This window comes from Streptococcus cristatus, from assembly GCF_003944225.1.
In the GTDB taxonomy this organism is placed as follows: domain Bacteria; phylum Bacillota; class Bacilli; order Lactobacillales; family Streptococcaceae; genus Streptococcus; species Streptococcus cristatus_K.
Window position 1 is genome coordinate 48,395 of the sequence record NZ_RJPN01000006.1, and the last position, 23,789, is coordinate 72,183.

Sequence of the window (23,789 nt, forward strand, 5' to 3'; positions counted from 1 at the left end):
CAGGAAAATGATTTCCAAAAAAATCAGGATGACTAGCATCCTGATCTTAAGTCTTTTTATTTAAGATTTTTAACAACTTCTGCTACGTGCTCAACTGTAAAGCCGTATTCTTCCAGAACCTTGCCTGCTGGAGCAGATGCACCGAACTGATCGATTCCGATAACTGCACCGTCCAGACCGACATACTTGTACCAAGGCTGGCTAGCTGCCATCTCGATCGCTACGCGACGACGAACTGCATTTGGTAGAATTTCTTCTTTGTAGGCTGCATCTTGAGCGTCAAACAGCTCTGTTGATGGTACGCTGACCACGCGAATTTTAGCACCTTCTGCTGCCAGTGCTTTAGCAGCTTCAACAGCCAAATTAACCTCAGAACCAGAAGCCAACAAGATAGTATCGAAATCTGCTCCTGTTTCGTAGACTACATAAGCACCTTTAGCTACCTTGTCAAAGTCTGTACCTTCTTCGACTGTCAGATTTTGACGGGTCAAGACCAGAGCAGTCGGAGTAGATTGGCTCTTAAGGGCCAGGTACCAAGCTGCCTGAGTTTCACGCGCATCTGCTGGGCGAAGGACAGTCAGGTTTGGAATCGCACGCAGACCAGCCAAATGCTCAATCGGCTCGTGAGTCGGTCCATCTTCACCAACTGCAATTGAGTCATGTGTGAAGACATAGGTCACTGGCAAGCCTTGCAAAGCAGACAAACGAACAGCTGCCTTAACATAGTCTGAGAAGACGAAGAAGGTACCACCGTAAACGCGAAGACCACCATGAAGCGCCATACCGTTGAGAATTGTTCCCATGGCAAACTCGCGCACACCAAATTGGATGTTGCGATTGAGACGGTGGGCATCATCCTGCAAGCCGTCTTCCTTGATGTAGGTCATATTGGAATGAGCCAAGTCAGCAGAACCGCCGAGGAAAGTTGGAAGCACTTTAGCTGCTGCATTGAGGGCATCCTGACTAGAATTACGGGTCGCTTGAGAGAAGCCATTTTCAAGTGCTGGGAAGTCTTCTGGTTTGATTTCTACTGGATCCTGACCAGCGATGATAGCTGCTACTTCTGCTGCCAATTCTGGATGGGCTTGCTTGTAGTCCTCTACTAGCTGTTTCCAAGCATCGTATGCTGCGGCACCACGCTCTGCTACATTTGTACGGTAGTCAGCATAGACTTCCTCAGGAATCTCAAATGGCGCATAGTCCCATCCCAAGGCTTGACGAGTGGCTTCCGCTTCTTCTGCTCCTAAAGGCGCACCGTGAACTGCATTGGTTCCTTGCTTGTTTGGAGAACCGTAACCGATAACTGTCTTAACTTCAATCAAAGATGGCTTGCCAGAAGCCTTCGCTTCATTGATAGCCGCATCAATCGCTGCAAGGTCTGTTCCATCTTCCACCAAAGCAGTGTGCCATCCGTAAGCTTCATAGCGGGCACGAACATCTTCTGTAAAGGAATCCTTAGTTTCCCCATCCAAGTTGATATCATTTGAATCGTAGAGGACAACCAGCTTGTCCAGCTTTTGCAGACCAGCGTAAGAAGCCGCCTCAGCTGAAACTCCCTCCATCAAATCGCCATCACCACAGATTACGTAAGTGTAATGGTCGAAAATCGGATAGCCTTCACGGTTGTACTTAGCAGCCAAGAAACGCTCTGCTTGAGCAAATCCAGTCGCTGTAGAAATCCCTTGTCCCAATGGTCCAGTCGTCGCATCAACTCCAGCTGTATGACCAAACTCTGGGTGACCTGGTGTCTTAGAGCCCCATTGGCGGAAGTTCTTGATTTCCTCCATGCTGACATCTTTAAAGCCAGACAGATGGAGCAAGGCATAAAGCAGCATAGAGCCGTGTCCTGCAGATAGAACGAAGCGATCGCGGTTAATCCAATTTGGCTCTTCTGGATTGATACGCAGCTGTTTGGTAAATAGGTCGTAAGCCATCGGCGCAGCGCCCATCACGACACCAGGGTGACCTGACTTAGACTTTTCAATCGCGTCAATTCCTAAAAAGCGAATGGCATTAACAGATAATTGTGACATTGAGTTCTCCTTATAAAAAATTTAGCGGGCTGCTACAACCAGCAGACATTCCTACGCTCATTTTTCTTATTTCCATTATATGAAATTTTTGCCTTTCCTGCAATAATGGAAAGGCTATTCTTTCCTTCAGTAAAAGAATCCCACAAGCAAGCCACTCATAGAATTCCAGTTATATATATTTCCCTGTAAAATCGGCTACTTATTGAATAGTAATACCGTATTTTTCATGATTTTCTTCATACCAATTAATCAGAGCAATAGCCGTTTGATAAGTAATATTCTTAATCTTGCTGCTACCTTTGACCAGTGTCAAGATGCTCATTTTGCTGATGTTGGCATCTGTCGCCACACGATAGCTGGTCAAAACTCCATCGATTAGTAATTGAATAACAGCTTCTACCTTTTTATAATCAGACATTGTAGTAATATCCAATTTCTCCATTTTGCATTCCTTCCATAACATTTATCTTTTCCTAACCATTATACACTTTTCTATGGTATTTACATATATAAATGCTTGGAGCGTTAGAAAAGAGGAAATTGGCTGATTATTTCTGTCTAGTTTAGCTAGATTTTGAACACGTCGGTAAGCGACAAAAGTGAGCATTAGTCCATATAGGGTAGCAGGTAGCCGTAGCCTTCCTCTTCCATTTTCTCTCTGGGAATAAATCGCAGAGCTGCTGAGTTGATGCAGTAGCGCAAGCCACCTAACTCCTGCGGACCGTCAGTAAAGACGTGACCCAAATGGGCATTTCCTGAGCGACTCCGCACTTCGATTCGCTCCATGCCATGACTCAAATCTTGATAATATTTGATAACTTCGCGAGCGATAGGACGAGCAAAACTAGGCCAGCCACAACCAGATTCAAACTTGTCAGCCGCAAAAAAGAGTGGTTCGCCAGTTGTCACATCAACATAAATCCCTGCCTCAAAAGTCGCGTTGTAAGCATTATGGAAAGGGCGCTCCGTTGCGCTCTGCTGGGTCACCTGATACTGCTCCTCACTTAGCACTGCTTTGAGTTGCTGCTGGCTAGGCTTAGGATAATGGCCCGCATCGACCAAGGGCTGCTCAGCATCCTTGACATTGATATGGCAATAACCCGTCGGATTTTTCTTGAGATAGTCCTGATGATAATCCTCGGCCAAGATATAATGGCGCAAGGGCTCTAGCTCTACAGCCAACTTTTGTCCTAATTGCTCCTCCCGCTCAGCAAAAACCTGCTCGATAGTGGCGCGATCTTCCTCACGGACATAGTAAACACCTGTCCGATACTGACGGCCAATATCATTACCCTGTTTGTTGATGGATAAGGGGTCAATGACTCGGAAATAGTAGAGCAAAATTTCTCGCAGGCTGATTTTATCTTCATTATAAATCAAGTGCACCGTCTCCGCATGGTCGGTCTGGTGAATGAGCTGGTAGTTGGTGGACTCTACTTGTCCATTGGCATAGCCTACTGTCGTCTCCTCAACGCCTTCAATCCGAGAAAAATATTCCTCCAAGCCCCAGAAACAACCGCCTGCTAGATAAATTTCTGCCATAAATATCCCTCCAATCTTTTCCTCTATTTTCTCATAAAAAGAGAAACTTTTATAGGATTTTGATTGGGACTTTCTTAGAAATCATATCAAATACTGCGCCCCTACGGATTAACTAAATTTAATAGTTTCAAGAAAATATAAAAAGACAGGAAATTTCCCATCTTTGATTAAAGGTTTAATTCCTTGTATTCGGTCCGATAGCCAACTTGCACAATCCGATCATCTTGGACTAGCAGTGGTCGCTTAATCAGCATGCCGTCGGTCGCCAAGAGTGCGGCTGCCTCCTCAGCAGAAAACTGAGGGACCTTATCCTTGAGCCCCAATTCTCGGTACTTGATACCACTGGTATTAAAGAAAGACTTAATCTCCAAATCTGAATGAGTTATCCATTGCAAAAGTTGCTCTTGGCTAGGCGTTTCCTTGACAATATCCACCGCTTCAAAGTCCACTCCTAATTGATTGAGCTCAGCCTTGGCCTTGCGGCAGGTAGAGCATTTTGGGTATTCGATAAATTGTAACATTGTTTTTCCTCCGTCCCTATGATAGCCCAGCTAGCTCCTTCTTGTCAAGCCGAGACACATTAGAAAAAGCCGACAAGCGAAAGGCTCATCGGCTGGTACAGACGCATTACATAAAGAAACACCGTCTATTTCTCGGTTATTTTTTAATTAAACGCACGCGCACAATATTGTCGCTGTTCTCAAATTTATCAACCAAGTCCTGAATCTTACTTTCATCCGACTCATCCAGATCCAGCAAAGTATAGGCATAATCACCCTTGGAACGATTGATGATATTGTCGATATTGATATTTAAATCACTGACCGCTGTTGAAATCCGAGCTACAATATTCGGTACATTTTTGTTAATCAGGGTAATCCGGTAAGGGGCTGAGAGAGCCTGACGGACATTAGGGAAATTCACTGAGTTAATAATCTCCCCCGTTTCCATGAAACGTCGGATGGTTTTCCCAGCCATAATAGCACAGTTGAGCTCAGCTTCTTCAGTCGATCCGCCCAGATGCGGAAAGACTGTAATCTGCGGATGACGGAGCAGCTCTTCTACACCAAAGTCTGTGATATAGCGTTTGATAACACCAGCTTCTATAGCTTCAAAGAGGGCAGCATTATCCACCAGCTCGCCACGGGCAAAGTTGATAAGGGTTGTTCCCTTTTGCATGAGACCAAAAGCCTCCTGATCAAAAGTAGCACGTGTATCCTCAGTCAGGGGCACATGGATAGTGATATAATCACTCTTCTCAAAGATTTCCTTAATGTCCGCTACCCGCTTGACATGGCTAGAGATATTCCAAGCTGTTTCAATGGATACATAAGGATCATAACCTAGGACGTTCATCCCCAGACGATAGGCATCGTTGGCAATACGGCCACCGATTGCTCCTAACCCAATGACTCCCAAAGTCTTCTCTGCAATCTCTGTCCCAGCAAACTGTTTCTTACCAGCTTCCACTTGCTTGGGAACATCATCACCAGAAAGGCCATTAGCCCAGCTGTTAGCAGCGATATAGTCACGCGCAGACAAGAGAATGGAAGCCAAGACTGCTTCTTTCACCGCATTGGCATTAGCTCCAGGTGTGTTGAAAACCACGATTCCTTGCGCTGTTGCCTGGTCGACAGGAATATTATTGGTTCCTGCACCTGCCCGTGCAATGGCTTTTAGATTAGTTGGAAATTCCTGTCCATGCAGGTTTTGACTGCGCAGGATATAAGCGTCTGGATTGTCAGACTTATCTCCGTCAATCTGAAAAGCATTGCCCAGCTCCTTAAGACCGATTTGATTGATATTGTTAAAGGTTTTGACACTAAAGACCATAGTTTCCCTCTCTTAAGAATTTTCTTCTTCAAATTTCTGCATAAAGGCAATCAAGTCCTTGGCACCTTGGAGTGGAAAGGCATTGTAGAGACTAGCTCTCATGCCGCCTACGCTGCGGTGCCCCTTGATATTCTTGAATCCCGCTGCTGCAGCCTCTTTGTTAAATTTGGCGTCCAGCTCTGGGCTAGGAGACACAAAGGGAATATTGGCTACTGAGCGTTGCTCCTTATAACGGACTGGACTGCGATAAAAGTCTGACTGCTCAATAAAGTCGTACAAAAGGCCCGATTTTTCACGATTGCGCTTTTCCATTTCTGCTACGCCACCCAGCTCCTTGACCCACTCAAAGACCAGCTTGGCCAGATAGATGGCGAAAGTCGGTGGTGTATTGTAAAGAGAGCCATTGTCTGCCTGAATACGGTAATCCAACATGCTAGATAGAACAGGTTCGTCATTGAGCAAATCCTCACGGATGATGACAACTGTCACGCCGGCAGGTCCGATATTCTTCTGAGCCCCAGCATAAATCAAACCGAAATCCTCTACTCGGTATTGAGCAGCAAGGATATTAGAAGACATGTCTGCCACAATCGGCACGCCATTGGTCGCAGGCAGGTCATAAATAGCCGTTCCTTCGATAGTATTATTGGTTGTCAGATGCACATAAGCCGCCTGCGGATCAATCTCCTTTTCGTCAAAAGAAGGAATTTCCGTGTAATTTAAGTCCTCTGACGAAGCCAAGAGAATAGGTTCAAAAGGCACTGTCTTAGACAGCTTGACTGCTTCGGTGTAAGCTTTCTTTCCCCAAGATCCAGCCACTATGTAATAGGCCTTGCCGCCTTGAGCTAGATTAAGGGGAATCATGCTAAACTGAGTAGAAGCCCCACCCTGCAAAAATAGCACGCGGTAATTGTCCGGAATATCCATGAGCTCACGCAGCAAGCTCTCAGCTTCTTTGATAATATCGTCAAATTCCTTGGATCGGTGGGACATCTCCATCACACTCATGCCACTTTGGGCATAGTCTAAAAACTCAGCCTGAGCTTTTTTCAAGACTTCCTTGGGCAATACTGCCGGTCCAGCAGAAAAATTGTAAATGGTCATATCCTACCTCCAAAAATGTATTTTGTCTATCATATCACAATGTTCAGAAAATTTCTATAATTCTTTCAAAGATATTTTTCTTTTGGGGAAATTCCCGAACAAAAGGAAGATTTTGAACAAAAAAACTAGTCGAATAGGACTAGTTTCTGTCTTCTTCATGATAAAGGGCATAGAGTTGGCTCTTATTGCGCCCGTATTTTTTGGCCACTTCTTTAATAGCCTGATTTTTCTTGCTGCCGGATTGGACCAAGCTGTCAATTTCAGCCAAGAGATCCGCATCCGCTTTTTCTTCCTTCTCTAGACTTGCACCAGCCACAATCAGGAGGCACTCGCCCTTAAGAGAGTTTTCCGCTAGATAGTCTATCAACTCAGAAATCCTTCCTCTTTGGTATTCTTCGTAGATTTTGGTGAGCTCACGAACCAAGACCACTGAGCGATCGCCATAGACTTCCAGCATATTTTCCAGCGTAGCCTTGACCCTATGAGGAGATTCGTAAAAGATCTGTGTCTCTGGATAAGACTGTTTACTCTCGAAAAATTCCTTCTGCTGCCCTGACTTGCGAGGCAAGAAACCATAAAAAATATGAGGCTGAGGCGCTAAACCACTAGCAATCAGAGCGGAAATTCCAGCACTAGGGCCCGGAACCGTTACTACAGCAATGTTCTCAGCAATAGCCGCCTTGACCAAATCATGCCCCGGATCCGAAATACTGGGCAAACCTGCATCGGATACCTGGGCTAGATTTTGCCCTGACTTGAGCAAGTCCAGCAAGACCGGTATCTTTTCCTGAGCATTGTGCTCATGAAAGCTGATTTGCCGCGTCTCAATTCCAAAGTATTTGAGCAGAAGGCCCGTATTTCTAGTATCTTCAGCCGCAATGACATCCACTTCCTTGAGAGTATTGACCATGCGAATGCTCATGTCGTCCATATTTCCAATGGGAGTCGCTACCAAATACAGCTTGCCGTAGGGCGACTGTCCCTTAAAACTCTTTTGAATCTGCATTTCTACTCCCTGAATAACAACTCGTCGCAGAACATGCACTCCGCATCGTTTTCTCGGCGTTGACCATAGAAATCTGTACACACATGAAAACCATCGTAGTACAGTTTGCGAAGGTTGTCCCGATTTTTATTGATTTTAACCGGTGCTGCTTGCTCTACCTCACCTAGTCGCTCTCTCAGCTTGTCATTTTCTAGCTGGAGGACGATATTTTCCTCTACGACACTCTTAAGATTTTTCTTGATGGCCTCTACCTCGGCAAGGGTCACTAAAAGCGTCTGAGAAAAATCATCCAAGGCATCAAATAGTTCTTTTTTATTCATTATCTGCTCCTATCTTGCTTGGGCACTGGCTTTTAAAATCATGTATTCCAGAGCATTTTGAAAAGACACATTGGCTCGCCACATCTTCTTTGCTTCCAAGAGATCTTCCAGTTTCTTGCGACCTGCCTCGCTTCCAAGTTCCTTGGCCAGCAAGACTTCCAAGATTTTAAAGACCTGCTCCTGTTTATCCTTGTCCTCAGCCAGTTTAGCTAGCTTGGCCACTTGGAGATAAGCCTGATTCTCATTGGTCAGGGCAGCCTTGACAAATCGCTGACTCTCACTGACCAGCTCAAAGAAAGATTTGTTGGAAACCAACTGATCGGCCTCTTCTTGGGTCTGGCTATATGCAGCCAGCAACTCAGCCTGACTTTTGATTAAGCCAGCCTCTTCCAGCTGGTGCTGGAGAGCTGCCTGATTCTTCCGAAAGTGGAAAATCTGCGCTCGGCTCTTGATGGTGGGCAGGATCAGATGCTCATCGGCCGTCAAAAGAAAGATGTAAATCTCACTCTGGGGCTCTTCGATGACCTTGAGGAGGGAATTAGCGGCATTGACGTGCATCTTATCTGCATCACAGATGATAAAGGCCTGTCTATTGCCCTCCATACCGCTCTGGGAGAAATTTCTCACTAACTCACGAATGCGCTCCGTTTTAATAATGCCATTCATCGGCCGCACAATCGTCACATCTGAGAAATCCTCACTCTCAATCAAGCGACAGGACCGGCAAGTACCGCAGGGCCAAACTCCCTGACGATTCTCACAAAAGAGACTCTGGGACAAGGTCAAAGCCATGGTAAAACTAGAAAAATTCCCCGAAAACAAATAAGCATGATTAAGCCGCCCTGCTTCTAAGATTTGCTGAAAAGTTTCTGTAAGCTGAGGCTGGGCCTGACGTAATTCTTCTACTGTCATTTTTCTTTGATAAAACGCTCTTTGATAACTGCCAAACTGTCGGCCACGACTTGCTCCAGCTGCTGACTAGCATCTATCTTGACGAAACGTTCTGGTTCCTTTTCTAAAATAGCCAGATAGCCTTGACGCACGCGCTCGTGCAAGTCGAGACCTTCCAGATCCAAACGATTGACTTCGCGCTCCTGGTCTCTAGCAATGCGAGCCAGACCTTCCTTGACATCAATATCGAAATAGAGGGTCAAATCCGGCTTGATCCCATCTGTCGCAAACTGGTTGAGCCATTCCACATCATCAACTGCCAAGCCCCGGCCGTAGCCTTGATAGGCCACTGAGCTATCAATAAACCGATCTTGCAAGACCCATGTCCCTTGCTCTAGAGCAGGCAGAACCTTCTCCGCCAGATGCTGACGTCGGCTGGCAATATAAAGCAGCAACTCCGTCTTAGCATCCATGGCTGTGTGCCCCTTATCCAAAATCACCTCGCGGATTTTCTCAGAAATAGCGACACCGCCAGGCTCTCTCGTCGTCAGCAACTCGTAGCCCATCTCTTTCAGCTGAGGAAGCAAAGCCTCTAAGACACTGGTTTTCCCAGCACCTTCTGGGCCTTCTAGCGATATAAAAACACCTTTTTTCATCGTTTTCCTTTTACATTCATTCTGCCAATAGATACAGAAACTCCTATTTTAGTCTATGCTTTATTGTACCAAAAATTATCCCAAAAGCCCATAGAAGAATTTCTCGAAAAATATTTCATATTATTTTCAAAAATGAAAACTTTTGATAAAATAGAGTCAGAAAATTCTTAGGAGAGTCTGATGTTTAAATTTAAAAATGCACTGGCCATCATTCTGGGGGCTGGAATTTTTTCATTTGGGATTCATTATTTGGTGATTCCTTTTCACTTGTATGAAGGCGGAGCAACGGGGATCACCTTGATTGTCTACTACCTTTTCAAGATTCCTGTATCAACCACCAACCTGGTCATCAATATTCCACTCTTTATTCTCGCTTGGAAATTACTGGGAAATCGCACCCTTTACCTTAGTATTTTAGGAACTTTCTCTGTATCAGCTTGGCTGAAACTATTCGAGTTGCTACCTGCCTCCAAACATTTACAAGACTATTTCTTTTCTTCCTTAGATGGCGACGTCTTACTAGCCTGCCTTGGAACGGGAATTATTCTTGGTGTTGGTCTAGGCATTATTTTCAACGCTGGAGGAACGACTGGTGGTACCGATATTGTAGCTCGTATTTTCAATAAATATACCAGCATCTCCATGGGCCGCCTCATGCTGACAGTGGACTTTATCGTGATCTCTCTGGTTCTTTTAGTCTTCAAAGATCTGCGCATGGTTTCTTATACACTCATGTTTGTCTTTATCACCTCTCGTGTTATTGACTTGATTGCTGAAGGTGGCTTCGCTGGCAAAGGCTTCCTGATTGTCACCAGCAAACCAATAGAACTAGCTGAAGCCATCAATGAAAAACTTGGAAGAGGGGTTACCTATCTGCAAGGACAGGGCTTCTATAGCAAGCAAGATTTGCAAATCGTTTATTGTGTTGTCTCTCGTAACGAAATGCAGCAAATGAAGAAACTCATCAATGACATTGATCCATTTGCCTTTACAACCATTACAGAAGCCCATGAAATCTTAGGAGAAGGCTTTACTCTAGACTCTAATAAACAACCTATCATCAAATAGAGTTATCATACACAAAAAGACTACAGAATGATTGGTCATTCTGTAGTCTTTTTTAGTCTAAGGTATTCAATAATTGAATGAGGGTTTCAGCTGAGCGCTTACCTGCTTCTAGGATAAATTCATCAAAAGTGATATTGGCATCATGGCTGGCTGTATCGCTCATCGCACGAATGACCATAAAAGGCAAACCAAGAGAATGAGCGGCTTGAGCAATGGCTGCTCCCTCCATCTCTACTGCCAAGACATCAGGAAAATGCTCCTTAATTTGGTCAATCTTGTCCTGTCCAGCGATAAAGCTATCTCCCGTCGCAATCAAGCCAACTCGGCTCGTCTGCTGGGTCTTTTCCAGCACTGCTTTCATCTCCTCAACTAAGTAGCGACTGGCTTCATAGTAGAGGGGTTGCCGTGCCATTTGACCATAGTTATAGCCAAAAGCTGTCACATCCACATCATGGTAGACCAAACGATCTGCCACCACTACATCTCCAATTTCTAGACCTGGAGCCACTGCTCCGGCGGAACCCGTATTGATGACCGCCGTTATCTCAAAGTCATTGGCTAATACAGCCACACTCATAGCTGACATGACTTTGCCGATTCCACTTTCCACCAGGACAACCTCATGATGGCCAATCCGACCAGTATGGTAGACATGCCCTAGGCGCTGGTGTTTCTCAGCCATCTCCAGATGCTCTACCAGCAGCTTCAACTCCTCAGGCATAGCCGCGATAATTCCGATTTTCATGATTCATTCTTTCCTTTTTTACATTAAAAAGAGGGAGAGGAAGCAGAGTTTCATTTTCTCGTTTCCGTCACTCCCCTCTTTATCATAGCCAAATAATGGCCGCAATTAAACCAATCAAAAGAAGCACAATCCAGAACAGGATTTTGTTTAACTTAGCCTGAAAAATACTTCGTTTTTGATTTTCGATTCGACGACTTTTGATAACTGTCGGTTCAACTTCAATCTGCAGAGTATCCTGATTGACAGCTTGCCGTGGAGCAGCATAACCAAAAGTTCCTTTTCTAGCAATAGAAATGACCTTAGTTTCTTCATCGTCCATCAGCAAGGGACCATCAATATGTTCTCCACGATTGGCCCGCTCAATGATTTCATCTGTTAATAAAGCTTTTCCCATTGATCTACGTTCCTATTTATTCAGATTTTTTTGTTGCCAGTACTGAAGGGCCATGATGGTCTTGGCATCGCAGATGTCACCATTTTGCAGCAACTGATGTGCCTCCTCCAGACTGACTTCAAAAAGTTCCAATGTTTCATCCTCGTCTTGGGGACGAGGGTTTTCGACCTTTGTCAAATAACTGGCGCTGTAGAGCTTGATTTTTTCATTGCAAAAACCAATGGCAGAGTAGAAATCATAGACCAACTCTAACTGCCCAGTATAGCCCGTCTCTTCTTCTAATTCTCGGAGGGCAGCCGCTTGGGGATCTGCATTCTCTCCTAGCTCCAGCTTGCCAGCTGGAATCTCGTAAGAAGTCGCTTCAATGGCCTTGCGGTACTGCTTGACCAAAATCATCTTATTTTCCGGAGTGATAGCAATCACAGCCACCGCACCATTATGAAAAATCAAATCCCGTTTGGCTTGACCTTTACCCTCTGGCAACTCTACCTGATCCTGAACCACTTTAAAAATCGGTCCCTGATAAATCTCCGTCCGTTGGACGGTTTTTTCTTCAAATTCCATGACTAAACCTACTTATTTTGAGGGTGATGAGGAAGACGCTTAGCATAATCTTCCTTGTTAATCTGACGGCCACGTCCCAGAGCAATGGCATCTGCTGGTACGTCTTTCGTAATCGTAGAACCCGCACCGACCAGTGAATTGTCACCCAGCTCAACTGGGGCAATAATAGTCGAGTTTGAACCAACAAAGACATTATCTCCAATGATAGTCTTATACTTCTTCTGACCATCATAATTGACCGTAATTGTTCCCGCACCAAAGTTGACATTAGCGCCAACCTCAGCATTCCCGATGTAGGTTAGATGTCCAGCCTTAGTATTTTCTCCAATTGATGATCCTTTAACTTCTACAAAGTTTCCGACATGGACATCCTTAGCTAGACTAGAACCTGGACGAATGTGAGCGTAAGGCCCAACCGTCACTCCATCTGCCAATCTAGACTCTTCAATCATCGAGTTTGTAATGACCGCTCGCTGACCAATTTCTGAATCTACAATATAAGTCCCATTGGTCAGGATCGTCTCTGCCCCAATCTTGGTTTGACCTTTCAGGGTCACATTTGCTTCAATTTGCACTTCAGGTGCGATTTCTACATCTACATCAATATAGGTCGTATCTGGATTGACAAAGCTGACACCGTTAATCATGTGCTGCTGGTTAATCCGGCGACGCATAATGCTTTCAGCTGTCGCCAAAGCCACGCGGTCGTTGACACCGAGGCTTTCGTCAAAGTCTTTCAGCGTATAAGCACCGACTTTTTCACCATTCTCGCGGAAAATGCCAATCACATCTGTGATATAGTATTCTCCCTGAGCATTGTTGGTATTGATATTTTTGAGTGCCTCAAAGAGACGGGCATTGTCAAAGACGTAAGTTCCCGTATTGATTTCCTTGATTTGTTGCTCAAAGTCAGAAGCATCCTTCTGCTCGACAATTTTGATGACTTCTCCATGCTGGTTGCGCACGATCCGGCCATAACCAAATGGATTGTCCGCTTCTGCCGTCAAAATCGTCGCTACATTCTTGTGGTTGATATGAAAATCAATCAAATTTTTCAAGCCTCCTCCCGTAATCAGGGGAGTATCGCCAGCAATAACTAATGTTTGACCAGTTAGATTTTCCAAAACAGGCTCAGCCATCATAACCGCGTGACCCGTTCCCAGCTGCTCGGTCTGACGGACAAACTCTGTCTGACCTGCCAAGACTTGCTCGACCAGCTCCGCCTTGTGTCCGATAACAGTGACAGTCTTCTCAGGCTCAATCGCACTAACACTACGGAAAACGTGCTCTAGCATGGAAATTCCTGCTACCTTGTGCAATACCTTTGGTAAATCTGATTTCATGCGGGTACCCTTACCCGCAGCCAAAATAACGGCATAATTTGTCATAAATGAACTCTTTTCTCTAAGATATTACCCTTATTATACCACTAAAAGATAATTTTTTAAAATGCTAATTGCAGAAGCAGGAAATCGCACTTAGAGAAAAAGGTTTATGGACCAAATCACTCTGCTCAATTCGCAATCTACTCCATCCAGACCAATTCTTTAAACTTCTTCTAGCGGAGCTTAAAAACGTTTTTTCCTTCGTTTATACTAGCTTTTGATAGCAGCGAATGATCAGCAAATTGTTCTCCTTAAACACACTATATGTCTAATACTTCTATTATCAAAATTTGGTTGACGATTACACATTTAAAATTGATAAGTAAAGAAATATTTGCTATAATGACATAAAATCAAATGTTCACCCCTGTCTTATAAAGTGCAGGAAACTCTCAAATCTACTAGGACAATACTATTATTATGTGACCCATTTTGGGATGATACTATTCAAGAATTGAGAGCCCCATTTTATAGTTTTATTGTTTTTAGCTAGCCAATTTATAAATTTAAAGTTGTAAGGAGATCTTGGTTATGATGTTTACTAAAAATCGCAAGAAGAGAGATGAATACTACCAACAGATTGACAGAATCTATAATAGCGATAGTATCATCATTAGCTCAAAGCTACGTGAAGAGCTCCTAAATAGTGCCAAAGGGCTACAGAAGGGGGACCAAATCAGTTATTTGGCATTTAAGTTGTATCCTTTTGTATGTGACGAGGTGCTGAAGAATAAGTCCGATGAATTGATCGCATTCAAAAAATACCTTGAAAAAACAAGATGGAAATATTATTGGGGAAGTGTGCTCATTCGTTAGGGCATAAGTTGCAACTGGCACTTTTGAAAGCATTCAAGATGAATACGCAAATCATCTTCCAATATGGTATGATGATCAAAAACTCATAGAATCTCATAGTGGAGCTGGTGGGCTAGCAACTTACAGTTCACACTAATTGAGGTTCTATGAGTTTTTTTCTTGCATGATATTTTACAATCCAGCCATAAAAAAGAGGTTAGGACTCTTTTGTCCCAACCTCCTGAATGTAGACACTGTTAGCACACTAGAGTGTTACAGCCTTATGTATATATTTTATCTAAGCTCTCACAGAGATAAACGGTGAACCTTCTGTATTATCTTCAGGCGCTCCGCTCTTGGAACCAAAGATATAATCCACTGAATACCAACCGTTATTATTAGCATTATAAGGATCATAGACCTGGGTTTGGCCATTTTGATAGCCTCTCAAGACTATCTCATGAGTAACAGGATAGCTAGCAAATACGCTATTACCAACAGCCGCCATGACATGATGGCCTGCTGCCAAAGCTTCTTTAAGGGCTGCTGATGAATGCAAGACATCTGTGGTCAGTCCCCAGTTCTGTGCCCCTTGGACAATCCCCTTACTTGACGTTCCAAATAGACCATTTTTGTTAAAGGAGTCTGTATGATGATAAAGGAAGTCCGCTACGGTTGTTGGTAAAACAGTTTGACCTGTAATACCAGAAATAGTCATTGCTAATGTGGTAGGAACACAGCCAGTGGCTGCTAAATTATATTTTCCATAATATAAACCAGCCCATCTAGGATCACGTTGCGAATAATAAGGCGTATCATAAACTCCTCTGTTAACCGTTGTAGTCGTTCCACCAACGCCTACCAAACTACCATCATTTTGAACATAATAGAGGTGAATATTGTATTCTCCAGTAGAATATTTATGGCTAGAGGTGCGTACTAGGGCCTTATAACTACCATCGGCTTGCTTTTGAGCCCGATACCAAACAATGTCATCCTGACCATTGACACTTGACCAAGTTGGCAATTTGACTTCCTGGACTCCTTTTGGACTATAAACATTAGTGACTACAACTTCGAACGTGCCTAATCGAGGATTATTATTTTTAATGGTGATTTGACCCGTTGGCTTAATGTGTTCTGAAGCTACATTCGCTGTTGTCTTCGTGCCTCCAACTCCAACCATACGGCCGTCATTCTGCACATAGTAGAGGTGGATATTGTATTCGCCTGTAGAATACTTGTGGTCACGTAGATTGACCTGTGCCTTGTAGGTACCATCAACTTGCTTGACTGCTGTGTACCAAATAATGTCGTCCTGACCGTTAGCACTTGACCATGTTGGCAATTTGACTTCCTTGACACCATAAGCATTCTCAACTTCAGAAACCACCACTTCAAAGGTACCTGTCTGTTGATTATTATTCTGGATAGTCAACTTACCTTTAGGAGTTCCTAGAGATACGGTTGTCTTGGTTCCTCCAACTCCGACCAACTGGCCATTATTCCCTACATAATAGAGATGGACATTATACTCACCTGTAGAATATTTATGGTCGCTCGCCTTAATATTCATCTTGTAGGTACCATCAGACTGCTTGACAGCTCGATACCAGATAATATCATCTCCACCATTGACGCTAGACCAAGTTGGCAGAAGCACTTCACGAACTCCCTCTGGACTGCTCACTCCGCTCACGACAACATCAAAACTACCTGTTGTTGGATTATTATTGGCAATCGTGAGAGTTCCCTTTGGTTTAGCGACAGAAACAGTGGTTGTTGTGCCACTAACCCCAATCATCTGGCCATTATCTTGAAGGTAGTAAAGGTGGATATGATACTCACCAGTGGACATCTTATGGTTGCTGGCTTGAATGCTAGCCCTGTAGGTACCATCGGACTGCTTGGTCGCTGTGTACCAAATAAGGTCATCTCCACCCTTATCACTAGACCAAATCGGCAGATGTACACTCTTGACGCCAAAAGGACTGACAACATCAGACACAACAACATCGAAGCTGCCCGTATCCGGGTTGTTGTTCTCAATTTTCAAAGTTCCTTTAGGCTTAGCTGCTAAACTGAACTGGGTGCCTGCTACACCGACTAATTGACCGTCATCTTGGATATAGTAAAGATGAACAGTGTAGTCTCCCAAAGAATATTTGTGATCGCGAGCCTGGATGCGAGCCCGATAGGTGCCATCGGACTGCTTGATTGCTGTGTGCCAGACTAGATCATCTTGACCTTTATCGTTAGACCAAGTCGGCAGCTTGACTTCCTTGACACCAAAAGGATTGGAAACGTTAGAGACAACGACATCAAAGCTACCAGTAGCTGGATCGTTGTTTTCAATTTTCAAGGTTCCTTTAGGTTGAGATAGGCTAACTGTTGTTCGAGTACCACCTACACCAACCAGCTGACCATCATCTTGAATATAGTAGAGATGGACATTGTATTCGCCTGTTGATTTCTTATGATTCACTGCTTTGACAGTTGCTCGATAAGTACCATCCGCCTGTTTAACTGCTGTGTACCAGATCAGGTCATCACCGCCCTTGTCGCTGGACCAGGTCGGTAACTTGACTTCCTTGACACCATAAGGACTGGAAACACCAGAAACAACAACATCAAAACTACCTGTATCTGGATTATTGTTTTCAATTTTCAGCGTTCCTTTAGGCTGAGCCTTAGAAACTGTAGTCGTTGTACCACCTACACCGACCAACTGACCATTATCCTGAACATAATAGAGATGGATATTGTACTCACCTAGAGAGTTCTTGTGGTGAGAAGCTTTTACTGTGACAGTGTAATTGCCATTGGTCTGGCGCTGCGCCTCATACCAGACTAAATCGTCTTGACCATTGACACTAGACCAAACAGGAACAGCAACTTTTTTCACACCATAAGGATTAGAAACTCCTGAGACAACAACATCGAAACTGCCTGTGTCTGGATTATTATTGACAATATCAATTTTTCCTTGTGGTTTGCCGATGGTAACCGTTGTTTTTGTACCGCCTACACCGACCAACTGATTATCTTCCAAGAGATAATAGAGGTGGATATTGTACTCACCTGTGGACATCTTATGGTCACGAGCTGTAACGCTAATTTTATAGGTTCCATCCACTTGTCGTTTAGCATCGTACCAGATAATATCATCCTGACCATTCACGCTGGACCAAGTTGGTAGGGCGACTTTTTTAATAGGCTTAGGGGATGAGATATTGGTTACATGCACATCGAAAGTACCAGCATTTGGATCAACATTTGTAATATTGATAGTACCTTGAGGCTTGTCATCAACTGCACGAGAAACTCTCTCTTTTGGCTCAGATTCTGCCTTTGTTTCTGCTTCTTGTTGCTTATCAGAAGAAGCTGTCACAGATCTAAATGAAGCTCTACCTGAAGAAATATTTTCAGAAGGGACTGATGCTAAATCGTTCTTAGACTGTTCACGCGACGAGTTTCCGTCCTTTTCAGATGAACTTGAAGCGACTTTTTCATTTTTACCTAAAGAAGCTTCAGATGCACCACTTGCACCACTATCTTTCTTTGTTTCATAATCTGCTTCTGAAGGCTTGCTAGCTAGATCCGCCTGTTTAGAAGTATCTAGATTGGTCACAGCAACTGAGGGCTCCGTCTGCTGTCTATCATTTGCTGCTTGACTTGTCTCGTCAGCAAAAACGCTATTAGCACTGGCTGCTAATAAAATAGCTGTACTAGCTAAATAAACTAATCCTTTTGTTTTCATACGCTTTCTCCATCCTTTTTAGAGTTGCACACCTTTATTGTAGCATAATAGGACAATTATTACAAATTGGTAACAAATTTGTATCATTTAGTCCTAAACTGATTTGAAACCTATTCTTTCTATTATTTCATTCGTAAACAAAAATAAAAAAGAGCTGGGACAGACCAAAAAATGATTCATTTTTGATCTTATCCCAACCTCTTCCTCTTTAATGTTCTGTGATGTATTTATAAACTTCTTGGCCTGCCACTGCTCCGTCTCCAACGGCTGTGGTGATTTGGCGCAGGTCTTTCTGACGGACATCTCCAATGGCATAAATGCCGTCAATAGCCGTTTTCATGTGTTGATCCGTCACAATCCAGCCAGCTTCATCACAAATTCCTAAGTCTTTGACAAAATCGCTAACAGGATCTAGACCGACATAAACAAAGACGCCGCCAAAGTCTGACTCGCTGATTTGCCCCGTTTTTACATTTTCAAAAACGACACTAGTTACCCTGCGATCGTCCCCTTTGATTTCTTTTACGACGGAATCCCAGATAAAGCTGATTTTTTCATTGGCAAAGGCCCGCTCCTGCAAGAGCTTCTGCGCCCGCAGTTGGTCCCGACGGTGAACAATGGTCACAGACTTTGCAAAGCGCGTGAGGAAAATCGCTTCTTCAACAGCAGAATCGCCGCCTCCGACCACTAAGAGATCTTCATCACGGAAAAAAGCACCATCGCAGACCGCACAGTAGGACACACCGCGGCTATTGTATTCTTCCTCGCCAGGAACTCCTAGATGGCGATGGTTGGCACCAGGAGCCAAAATCACTGTCTTGGTCTCAAATACTTCATCCTCAGTAATGATTTTCTTATAGTCGCCATGGTCTTCAATCTTTTCAACCTGACCAAATAGATGCTCTACACCTAGATTTTCTAGGGGCTCAAACATTTTCTCAGCCAGCTCTGGTCCACTGATACGAGCATAACCGGGATAGTTCTCAATCTCCGCAGTATTATTCATCTGGCCGCCGTAAATACCGCGTTCAAGCAGGGCCACTTTAAGATTGCTTCTAGCTGCATAGAGGGCTGCTGTCATTCCCGCAGGACCAGCTCCAATAATCATTGTATCGTACATCATCTTTTCCCTTTCTCTTTGTTGTAACTACTGTTATTCTAACAAACTAGCGCATCTTTTACAAGTATTTAAGCTTTGAGAACAACCAGTAAGCCAAAAATCGCAAAAGACAAAATTGGAATCGTCATAATTGTAATCAAAAGAAGATCGTAAATTTGGCTTTGGCCTACCGCAAGAGTTCGATCCTTGCGACCGAGCCGCTGCAATAAAAGCCACAAACCATCGGCAAGTCCTACCAGAATCGTCGTATAGATGAGACTTTGGATATAGAGAGAAAAAATCTTAATTAACATGTCAGCTCCTAAATAATCAGTTGCCTTAAAAAGGTTTCAGTCGAAAACAAACCCAGCTGGTCTAGCCAACTGAGCTTTCACTTTCTCTATTATATCAAATATAAGTCCGTTTGTAACTAGCAAAGAATTCTTTAGTTCTAGCTTCCTTGGGATGATTGATAATCTCCTCTGGACTACCTGACTCGATAATATGCCCCTTATCCAAGAAAAGCACCCGATCTGCTACCTGAGAGACAAAAGATATATCATGGCTGACCAGAATCATGGTTTGTCCTGCTTTAGCAGCGTCGGCAATGGATTTCTCTACCTCACCGACTAGCTCTGGGTCAAGGGCTGAGGTCGGCTCATCTAGCAAGAGAACATCTGGCTTCATGGCCAAGGCTCGCGCTAAAGCAACCCGCTGTTTTTGACCGCCTGATAAATGCTTGGGATAATGATTCTCACGATCAGACAGCCCCACCTTTGCCAACTCTTCCTTAGCAATTTTAGTCGCCTCTTGGTCAGACAAGTTTTTAACTACCAGCAAACCTTCCTTGACATTTTCCAGAGCCGTTCGACGGGAAAATAAATTAAACTGTTGAAAAACCATGGCCAATTTTCGACGTAGCGTCAAAATCTCATCTGGTGAAATGGTTGAAAAATCCACCTTGAAGTTATCAATTTCAATCCTTCCGCTGTCTGGCTGCTCCAAATAGTTAAGGCTGCGCAGGAAGGTTGATTTACCAGCACCTGAGGAGCCTATTAGAGCAATGACTTCGCCTTTTTGAATTTCCAAACTCAGATTATCCAAGACCTTTTGTCCAGAAAATTCCTTACTTAACTGGGAAATTTTAATCATCAAATCCTACCTCCTTGCGCTTGCTCCATTTTTTCCAGATTGGCTGGCGCCTTGATATCCATAGCTTTTTCAATCGCACGGCCAATTTGCTCAATCACGATATTGACAATCCAGTAAATAATCGAAACGGAAATGAAGCGCTCAAAATAACGATAATCCGACCCACCGATAGCCTGAGCCTTGGCAAAGACTTCTACGACGCCCGCACTAAAGGCCAGAGAGGTTCCCTTGGTCAAGCCGATGAGGGAGTTGATCAGAGTCGGTGTTGCCACAACTGCTGCATTTGGAATGATGACCCGCAGATAGACTTGGCGATTGGTCATTCCCAGACTGCGAGCTGCTTCAATCTCACCCGCGTCCACTGAAAGAATAGCTGCCCGAATCGTCTCGCTGGCATAGGCCGCTTCATTGAAAGCAAAGGCAATAATGGCAAAGACTGAGGCAGGGATGGCATTGATATTAAAAGCTGTCCCATATTTTTGATTGATGGCTTTCAGCAGGAGCGGAATCCCAAAATAGGTCAGCATGAGCTGAACCAAAAGGGGCGTCCCACGGAGGAAGCTCACAAAGAGAGCCTGAATAGGATACAAAATTCTTGTGCGGTTAATCTTGACCACTGCGAAAATCATGGCCAAGATAATGCCAAAAAATGCCCCACCCAGCGTCAACAAAAGTGTGACAGGCAAGGTTTTCAGGATCGCTGGAATGGCATCAAAAACAGCACGTAAACTAAATAATTTGCCGTCTGGAAGGAGCTTCAAGAGCTCTTCATACCAGTTTGCAGCTAGGATATAAGTTGTAAACATTTCAATTACTTCTCTTTCTCGATAATGCATTATTCTATCATAATTTGACCCAGATGAAAACTATTTGGCATCAAGAATAACCAATCTCTGAACCTCCGGTAGGTAACTGGAAAATGACAATAAAATAGACCAGTAATCCTAGTCTATCATAGTTTCACTGGTCTTTAAAATATAATTTTTCTATATCTGCCATAGAAAGAATTTATGGCTAAAAAGTCTGGCGCTTAGCCTTGCGTTCTGCTCGACCACGTGCGCGGTTCTCAGCTCGCTTGGTCTTGCGGCGTTTCTCATTCACTGCCCATTGGATTTTCTTCTTATAGCCTGGTTTGATTTTTTTCTTTTTCTTCTTGACCAGACCAATCATTTCTGTGTCCAGCTTTTCCTTGATCTTCTCCCGATTAGCTCTGCGATCCCGGTCGTAGGTATCTTGAAATTCGCCATTTTTGATCATCTTAGGAGTAAACTTGATGCCCAGCTTTTCCAACTCACGAATATCAGAATCGTCACTCGGTTGATAAAGGGTAATGGCTGTGCCGGGAAGGCCATTTCGTCCAGTCCGACCAACACGATGGACAAAGAAAGACAAATCCTGTGGAATGGCATCATTGATGACATGACTGACCCCCTCGATGTCAATCCCTCGAGCTGCCAAGTCCGTCGCCACTATGTATTCAAAATTCAGATTCTTGACCTGATTCATGATACGCTTGCGCTCCCGCGGCGGGATATCACCGTGAATCTTGGCTACTTTTAGACCCTGCGCAGTCAGATAAGCCTGCAATTCATCCGCTCGAGTCTTGGTATTGACAAAAATCATCGCCAGATAAGGCTGGAGGAGCTGACTAATCTCATAAATCTGGGCATTCTTATCCCGCCCCTTGGTTGACAGGAGCCAGTTATCAATGGTATCGGCAATCACCGTCTTGGTCTTAATCTGCTCCATGACCGGATTAGACAGGTATTTCTTCAAGAAAGGTTGAAGCTTCTGCGGAATAGTAGCCGAGAAAACCAAAAACTGCAGGTCTTTAGGTAAGCGAGCTGCAATCCGGTCGACCGTCTCCAAAAAGCCCATATCAAGCGTCATATCAGCCTCGTCCACGACAAAGGTGTGAGCCTTGTGGATAGCCAAATCACCTGACTCAACCAAGTCATAAATCCGCCCCGGCGTTCCAATGACGATATGGGGCTGGCTAGACTCTAGCTTGCCAATCTGACGGGCCTTGTCAGTTCCGCCGACATAGTTGGCCACTCGAATTTCTTGCTCCGAAAAGCTAGCCAGTTGACGTGCTGCCTGATAGATCTGGGTTGCTAATTCTCGGCTGGGTGCTGTAATCACCGCTTGGACACTGTCCGCCTCTTCATCTAATTGCTGGAAGATAGGCAGCAAGAAGGTGTGGGTCTTGCCTGATCCTGTTTTGGACTCCCCAACTAAGTCTCGGCCAGATAAAACCACCGGAATCAGCTTTTCTTGAACCTCCGTCGCCTCTACAAAGTTCAGGTCCTTGAGGGCTTCCTGAATATAATCTTTAAAGTTAAATTCTGTAAATTTCATTTTTTCCTCTGTTTACTCTTAATCTTATCTATTATACCAAAAAAATATCTTTTCTGCTCAGCTCAGGACGAGAAAAGGCGGGCTTACACCCACCTTCATATCACAAATATAGAATTGCCAAAGTCAGCAAGCTGGCTAAGAGACCTACGCCCCAGAAGAAGAAGTCGACCTTCCATTCGCTCCAAGGCTGGCCATGACCAGAAAAACCACCCAGTTCAAAGTGGTGATGGACTGGCGTCATACGGAAAATCCGCTTGCCACCCGTCAGCTTGAAATAAGTCACCTGCATCATAACAGAAGTCGTTTCAAATACATAGACAATTCCGATGAGAAGCAAGGTCCACTCTTGGTGCAAGGCAATAGAGAGGGCTGCAAGCATACCGCCCAAAGCAAGACTCCCCACATCCCCCATAAAGATTTTAGCAGGCTTATGGTTAAAGACAAAGAAGCCTAGCAAACCACCAATCATGCTGATAATGACAATCAGAAGGTCAAAGCGCTTCTGCTCCAGAGCAATGACCCCGTAGGCTACCAAGCTGATCGCAACGGAGATACTAGCCAAGCCATCAATTCCATCAGTCAGATTGACAGCGTTGGAGAAACCAACCAGCCAAAAGAGGACGAAGAAGATATAGAGGAAGCCCAGCTGCACTGGAATCGTAAAGACATTGAGAGAGTCACCTGCCCCGTGCTGATTGTAGAAGAAGTAAAAGATAACTCCCCCTACCAGCTGCAGAGCTAGTTTCTGTTTAGGATTCAGGCCTTCGTTGATTTTACGGAAAACCTTGAGGAAATCATCCAAAAAGCCAACGATTCCATAGAGAACCAAGATAAAGAGAATCATAATCAAGCCGTTGGACAGTTGTTTGGAAAGCAAAGCTGTCACAAAACTAGCCAAAACAGAAGCAACCAGAAAGACGGTTCCCCCCATCGTCGGCGTTCCAGCCTTAGCCTGATGCTGCTTAACATCCTCGTGCATTTGCTGGCCTGATATATGAGCCTTGTGATAAAAACGGATAAAGGCAGGAATCCCAACAAGCGTTAGGATAAAGGTTAGAATTCCTGCAATAATTGCTGTTAACAT

23 protein-coding genes are annotated in these 23,789 nt (G+C 44.2%); 2 read left to right on the forward strand and 21 right to left on the reverse strand.

Going from position 1 to position 23,789, the window contains the following annotated elements; genetic code table 11:
- Positions 1-56 precede the first annotated feature (56 nt).
- The 10 genes from tkt to tmk form a co-directional block, all read right to left on the reverse strand.
- Positions 57-2,033 carry a transketolase gene (gene tkt / locus D8797_RS07010; protein WP_125379798.1) on the reverse strand — a complete coding sequence of 659 codons (1,977 nt, stop codon included), beginning with the start codon at positions 2,031-2,033 and terminating at the stop codon, positions 57-59.
- A 199-nt stretch (positions 2,034-2,232) separates the two neighbouring features.
- Complete coding sequence (locus D8797_RS07015; RefSeq protein WP_005592291.1) at positions 2,233-2,475, reverse strand: hypothetical protein; 243 nt, start codon at positions 2,473-2,475, stop codon at positions 2,233-2,235.
- Positions 2,476-2,639: 164 nt separating this feature from the next.
- On the reverse strand, positions 2,640-3,575 hold the full coding sequence (gene msrB / locus D8797_RS07020) for a peptide-methionine (R)-S-oxide reductase MsrB (protein ID WP_125379800.1): 936 nt from the start codon (positions 3,573-3,575) through the stop codon (positions 2,640-2,642).
- Between the two features lie 167 nt (positions 3,576-3,742).
- Positions 3,743-4,096: an arsenate reductase family protein gene (locus D8797_RS07025; protein ID WP_125379802.1), complete on the reverse strand. Its 354-nt coding sequence runs from the start codon at positions 4,094-4,096 to the stop codon at positions 3,743-3,745.
- A 136-nt stretch (positions 4,097-4,232) separates the two neighbouring features.
- On the reverse strand, positions 4,233-5,408 hold the full coding sequence (locus D8797_RS07030) for a 3-phosphoglycerate dehydrogenase family protein (RefSeq protein WP_125379804.1): 1,176 nt from the start codon (positions 5,406-5,408) through the stop codon (positions 4,233-4,235).
- 12 nt (positions 5,409-5,420) lie between these two features.
- Positions 5,421-6,512 (reverse strand): 3-phosphoserine/phosphohydroxythreonine transaminase, encoded by a 1,092-nt coding sequence (gene serC, locus D8797_RS07035; RefSeq protein WP_125379806.1) that lies wholly within the window; start codon positions 6,510-6,512, stop codon positions 5,421-5,423.
- A 139-nt stretch (positions 6,513-6,651) separates the two neighbouring features.
- Entirely contained in the window at positions 6,652-7,518 is an 867-nt protein-coding gene (gene rsmI, locus D8797_RS07040; RefSeq protein WP_125379808.1) for a 16S rRNA (cytidine(1402)-2'-O)-methyltransferase, read from the reverse strand.
- A gap of 2 nt (positions 7,519-7,520) precedes the next feature.
- Positions 7,521-7,838, reverse strand: a complete 318-nt coding sequence (gene yabA / locus D8797_RS07045) for a DNA replication initiation control protein YabA (protein WP_005591852.1) — start codon at positions 7,836-7,838, stop codon at positions 7,521-7,523.
- Between the two features lie 9 nt (positions 7,839-7,847).
- Positions 7,848-8,750 (reverse strand): DNA polymerase III subunit delta', encoded by a 903-nt coding sequence (locus D8797_RS07050; RefSeq protein ID WP_125379810.1) that lies wholly within the window; start codon positions 8,748-8,750, stop codon positions 7,848-7,850.
- Positions 8,747-9,385, reverse strand: coding sequence for a dTMP kinase (tmk, locus tag D8797_RS07055; RefSeq protein ID WP_125379812.1), 639 nt, complete (start codon positions 9,383-9,385; stop codon positions 8,747-8,749). The genes D8797_RS07050 and tmk overlap by 4 nt, the downstream gene beginning before the upstream one ends.
- 180 nt (positions 9,386-9,565) lie before the next feature.
- Here tmk and D8797_RS07060 point away from each other — a divergent pair, with 180 nt between their 5' ends.
- Complete coding sequence (locus D8797_RS07060; protein WP_125379814.1) at positions 9,566-10,453, forward strand: YitT family protein; 888 nt, start codon at positions 9,566-9,568, stop codon at positions 10,451-10,453.
- Positions 10,454-10,505: 52 nt separating this feature from the next.
- Here the strand turns inward: D8797_RS07060 and D8797_RS07065 are convergent, their stop codons facing one another.
- The 4 genes from D8797_RS07065 to glmU form a co-directional block, all read right to left on the reverse strand.
- Positions 10,506-11,198: a 5'-methylthioadenosine/adenosylhomocysteine nucleosidase gene (locus D8797_RS07065; protein WP_125379816.1), complete on the reverse strand. Its 693-nt coding sequence runs from the start codon at positions 11,196-11,198 to the stop codon at positions 10,506-10,508.
- 82 nt (positions 11,199-11,280) lie between these two features.
- Positions 11,281-11,592 carry a cell wall synthase accessory phosphoprotein MacP gene (gene macP / locus D8797_RS07070; RefSeq protein ID WP_045500835.1) on the reverse strand — a complete coding sequence of 104 codons (312 nt, stop codon included), beginning with the start codon at positions 11,590-11,592 and terminating at the stop codon, positions 11,281-11,283.
- A gap of 12 nt (positions 11,593-11,604) precedes the next feature.
- On the reverse strand, positions 11,605-12,156 hold the full coding sequence (locus tag D8797_RS07075; RefSeq protein ID WP_125379818.1) for an NUDIX hydrolase: 552 nt from the start codon (positions 12,154-12,156) through the stop codon (positions 11,605-11,607).
- An 8-nt stretch (positions 12,157-12,164) separates the two neighbouring features.
- Positions 12,165-13,544: a bifunctional UDP-N-acetylglucosamine diphosphorylase/glucosamine-1-phosphate N-acetyltransferase GlmU gene (glmU, locus tag D8797_RS07080; RefSeq protein ID WP_125379820.1), complete on the reverse strand. Its 1,380-nt coding sequence runs from the start codon at positions 13,542-13,544 to the stop codon at positions 12,165-12,167.
- A gap of 528 nt (positions 13,545-14,072) precedes the next feature.
- On the opposite strand from glmU, the gene D8797_RS07085 reads away from it, so the two are divergent.
- Positions 14,073-14,357 carry a bacteriocin immunity protein gene (locus D8797_RS07085; RefSeq protein ID WP_125379822.1) on the forward strand — a complete coding sequence of 95 codons (285 nt, stop codon included), beginning with the start codon at positions 14,073-14,075 and terminating at the stop codon, positions 14,355-14,357.
- A gap of 277 nt (positions 14,358-14,634) precedes the next feature.
- Here D8797_RS07085 and D8797_RS07090 read toward each other — a convergent pair whose 3' ends face one another.
- The 7 genes from D8797_RS07090 to mraY all read right to left on the reverse strand — a co-directional run bounded on the left by D8797_RS07090 (position 14,635) and on the right by mraY (position 23,789).
- Complete coding sequence (locus D8797_RS07090) at positions 14,635-18,096, reverse strand: GBS Bsp-like repeat-containing protein (RefSeq protein WP_125379824.1); 3,462 nt, start codon at positions 18,094-18,096, stop codon at positions 14,635-14,637.
- 208 nt (positions 18,097-18,304) lie between these two features.
- Positions 18,305-19,216 carry a thioredoxin-disulfide reductase gene (trxB, locus tag D8797_RS07095; RefSeq protein ID WP_125379882.1) on the reverse strand — a complete coding sequence of 304 codons (912 nt, stop codon included), beginning with the start codon at positions 19,214-19,216 and terminating at the stop codon, positions 18,305-18,307.
- Between the two features lie 68 nt (positions 19,217-19,284).
- Positions 19,285-19,509: a DUF4059 family protein gene (locus D8797_RS07100; RefSeq protein WP_045500825.1), complete on the reverse strand. Its 225-nt coding sequence runs from the start codon at positions 19,507-19,509 to the stop codon at positions 19,285-19,287.
- A gap of 94 nt (positions 19,510-19,603) precedes the next feature.
- On the reverse strand, positions 19,604-20,347 hold the full coding sequence (locus D8797_RS07105) for an amino acid ABC transporter ATP-binding protein (RefSeq protein ID WP_015605309.1): 744 nt from the start codon (positions 20,345-20,347) through the stop codon (positions 19,604-19,606).
- Positions 20,347-21,153, reverse strand: a complete 807-nt coding sequence (locus D8797_RS07110; protein ID WP_062123009.1) for an amino acid ABC transporter permease — start codon at positions 21,151-21,153, stop codon at positions 20,347-20,349. Before D8797_RS07110 ends, D8797_RS07105 begins: the two co-directional genes overlap by 1 nt.
- 208 nt (positions 21,154-21,361) lie before the next feature.
- The gene (locus D8797_RS07115; protein ID WP_125379826.1) at positions 21,362-22,705 is read right to left on the reverse strand and encodes a DEAD/DEAH box helicase; all 1,344 of its coding nucleotides are present in this window, start codon (positions 22,703-22,705) and stop codon (positions 21,362-21,364) included.
- Positions 22,706-22,805: 100 nt separating this feature from the next.
- Positions 22,806-23,789 (reverse strand): phospho-N-acetylmuramoyl-pentapeptide-transferase, encoded by a 984-nt coding sequence (gene mraY, locus D8797_RS07120; RefSeq protein WP_125379828.1) that lies wholly within the window; start codon positions 23,787-23,789, stop codon positions 22,806-22,808.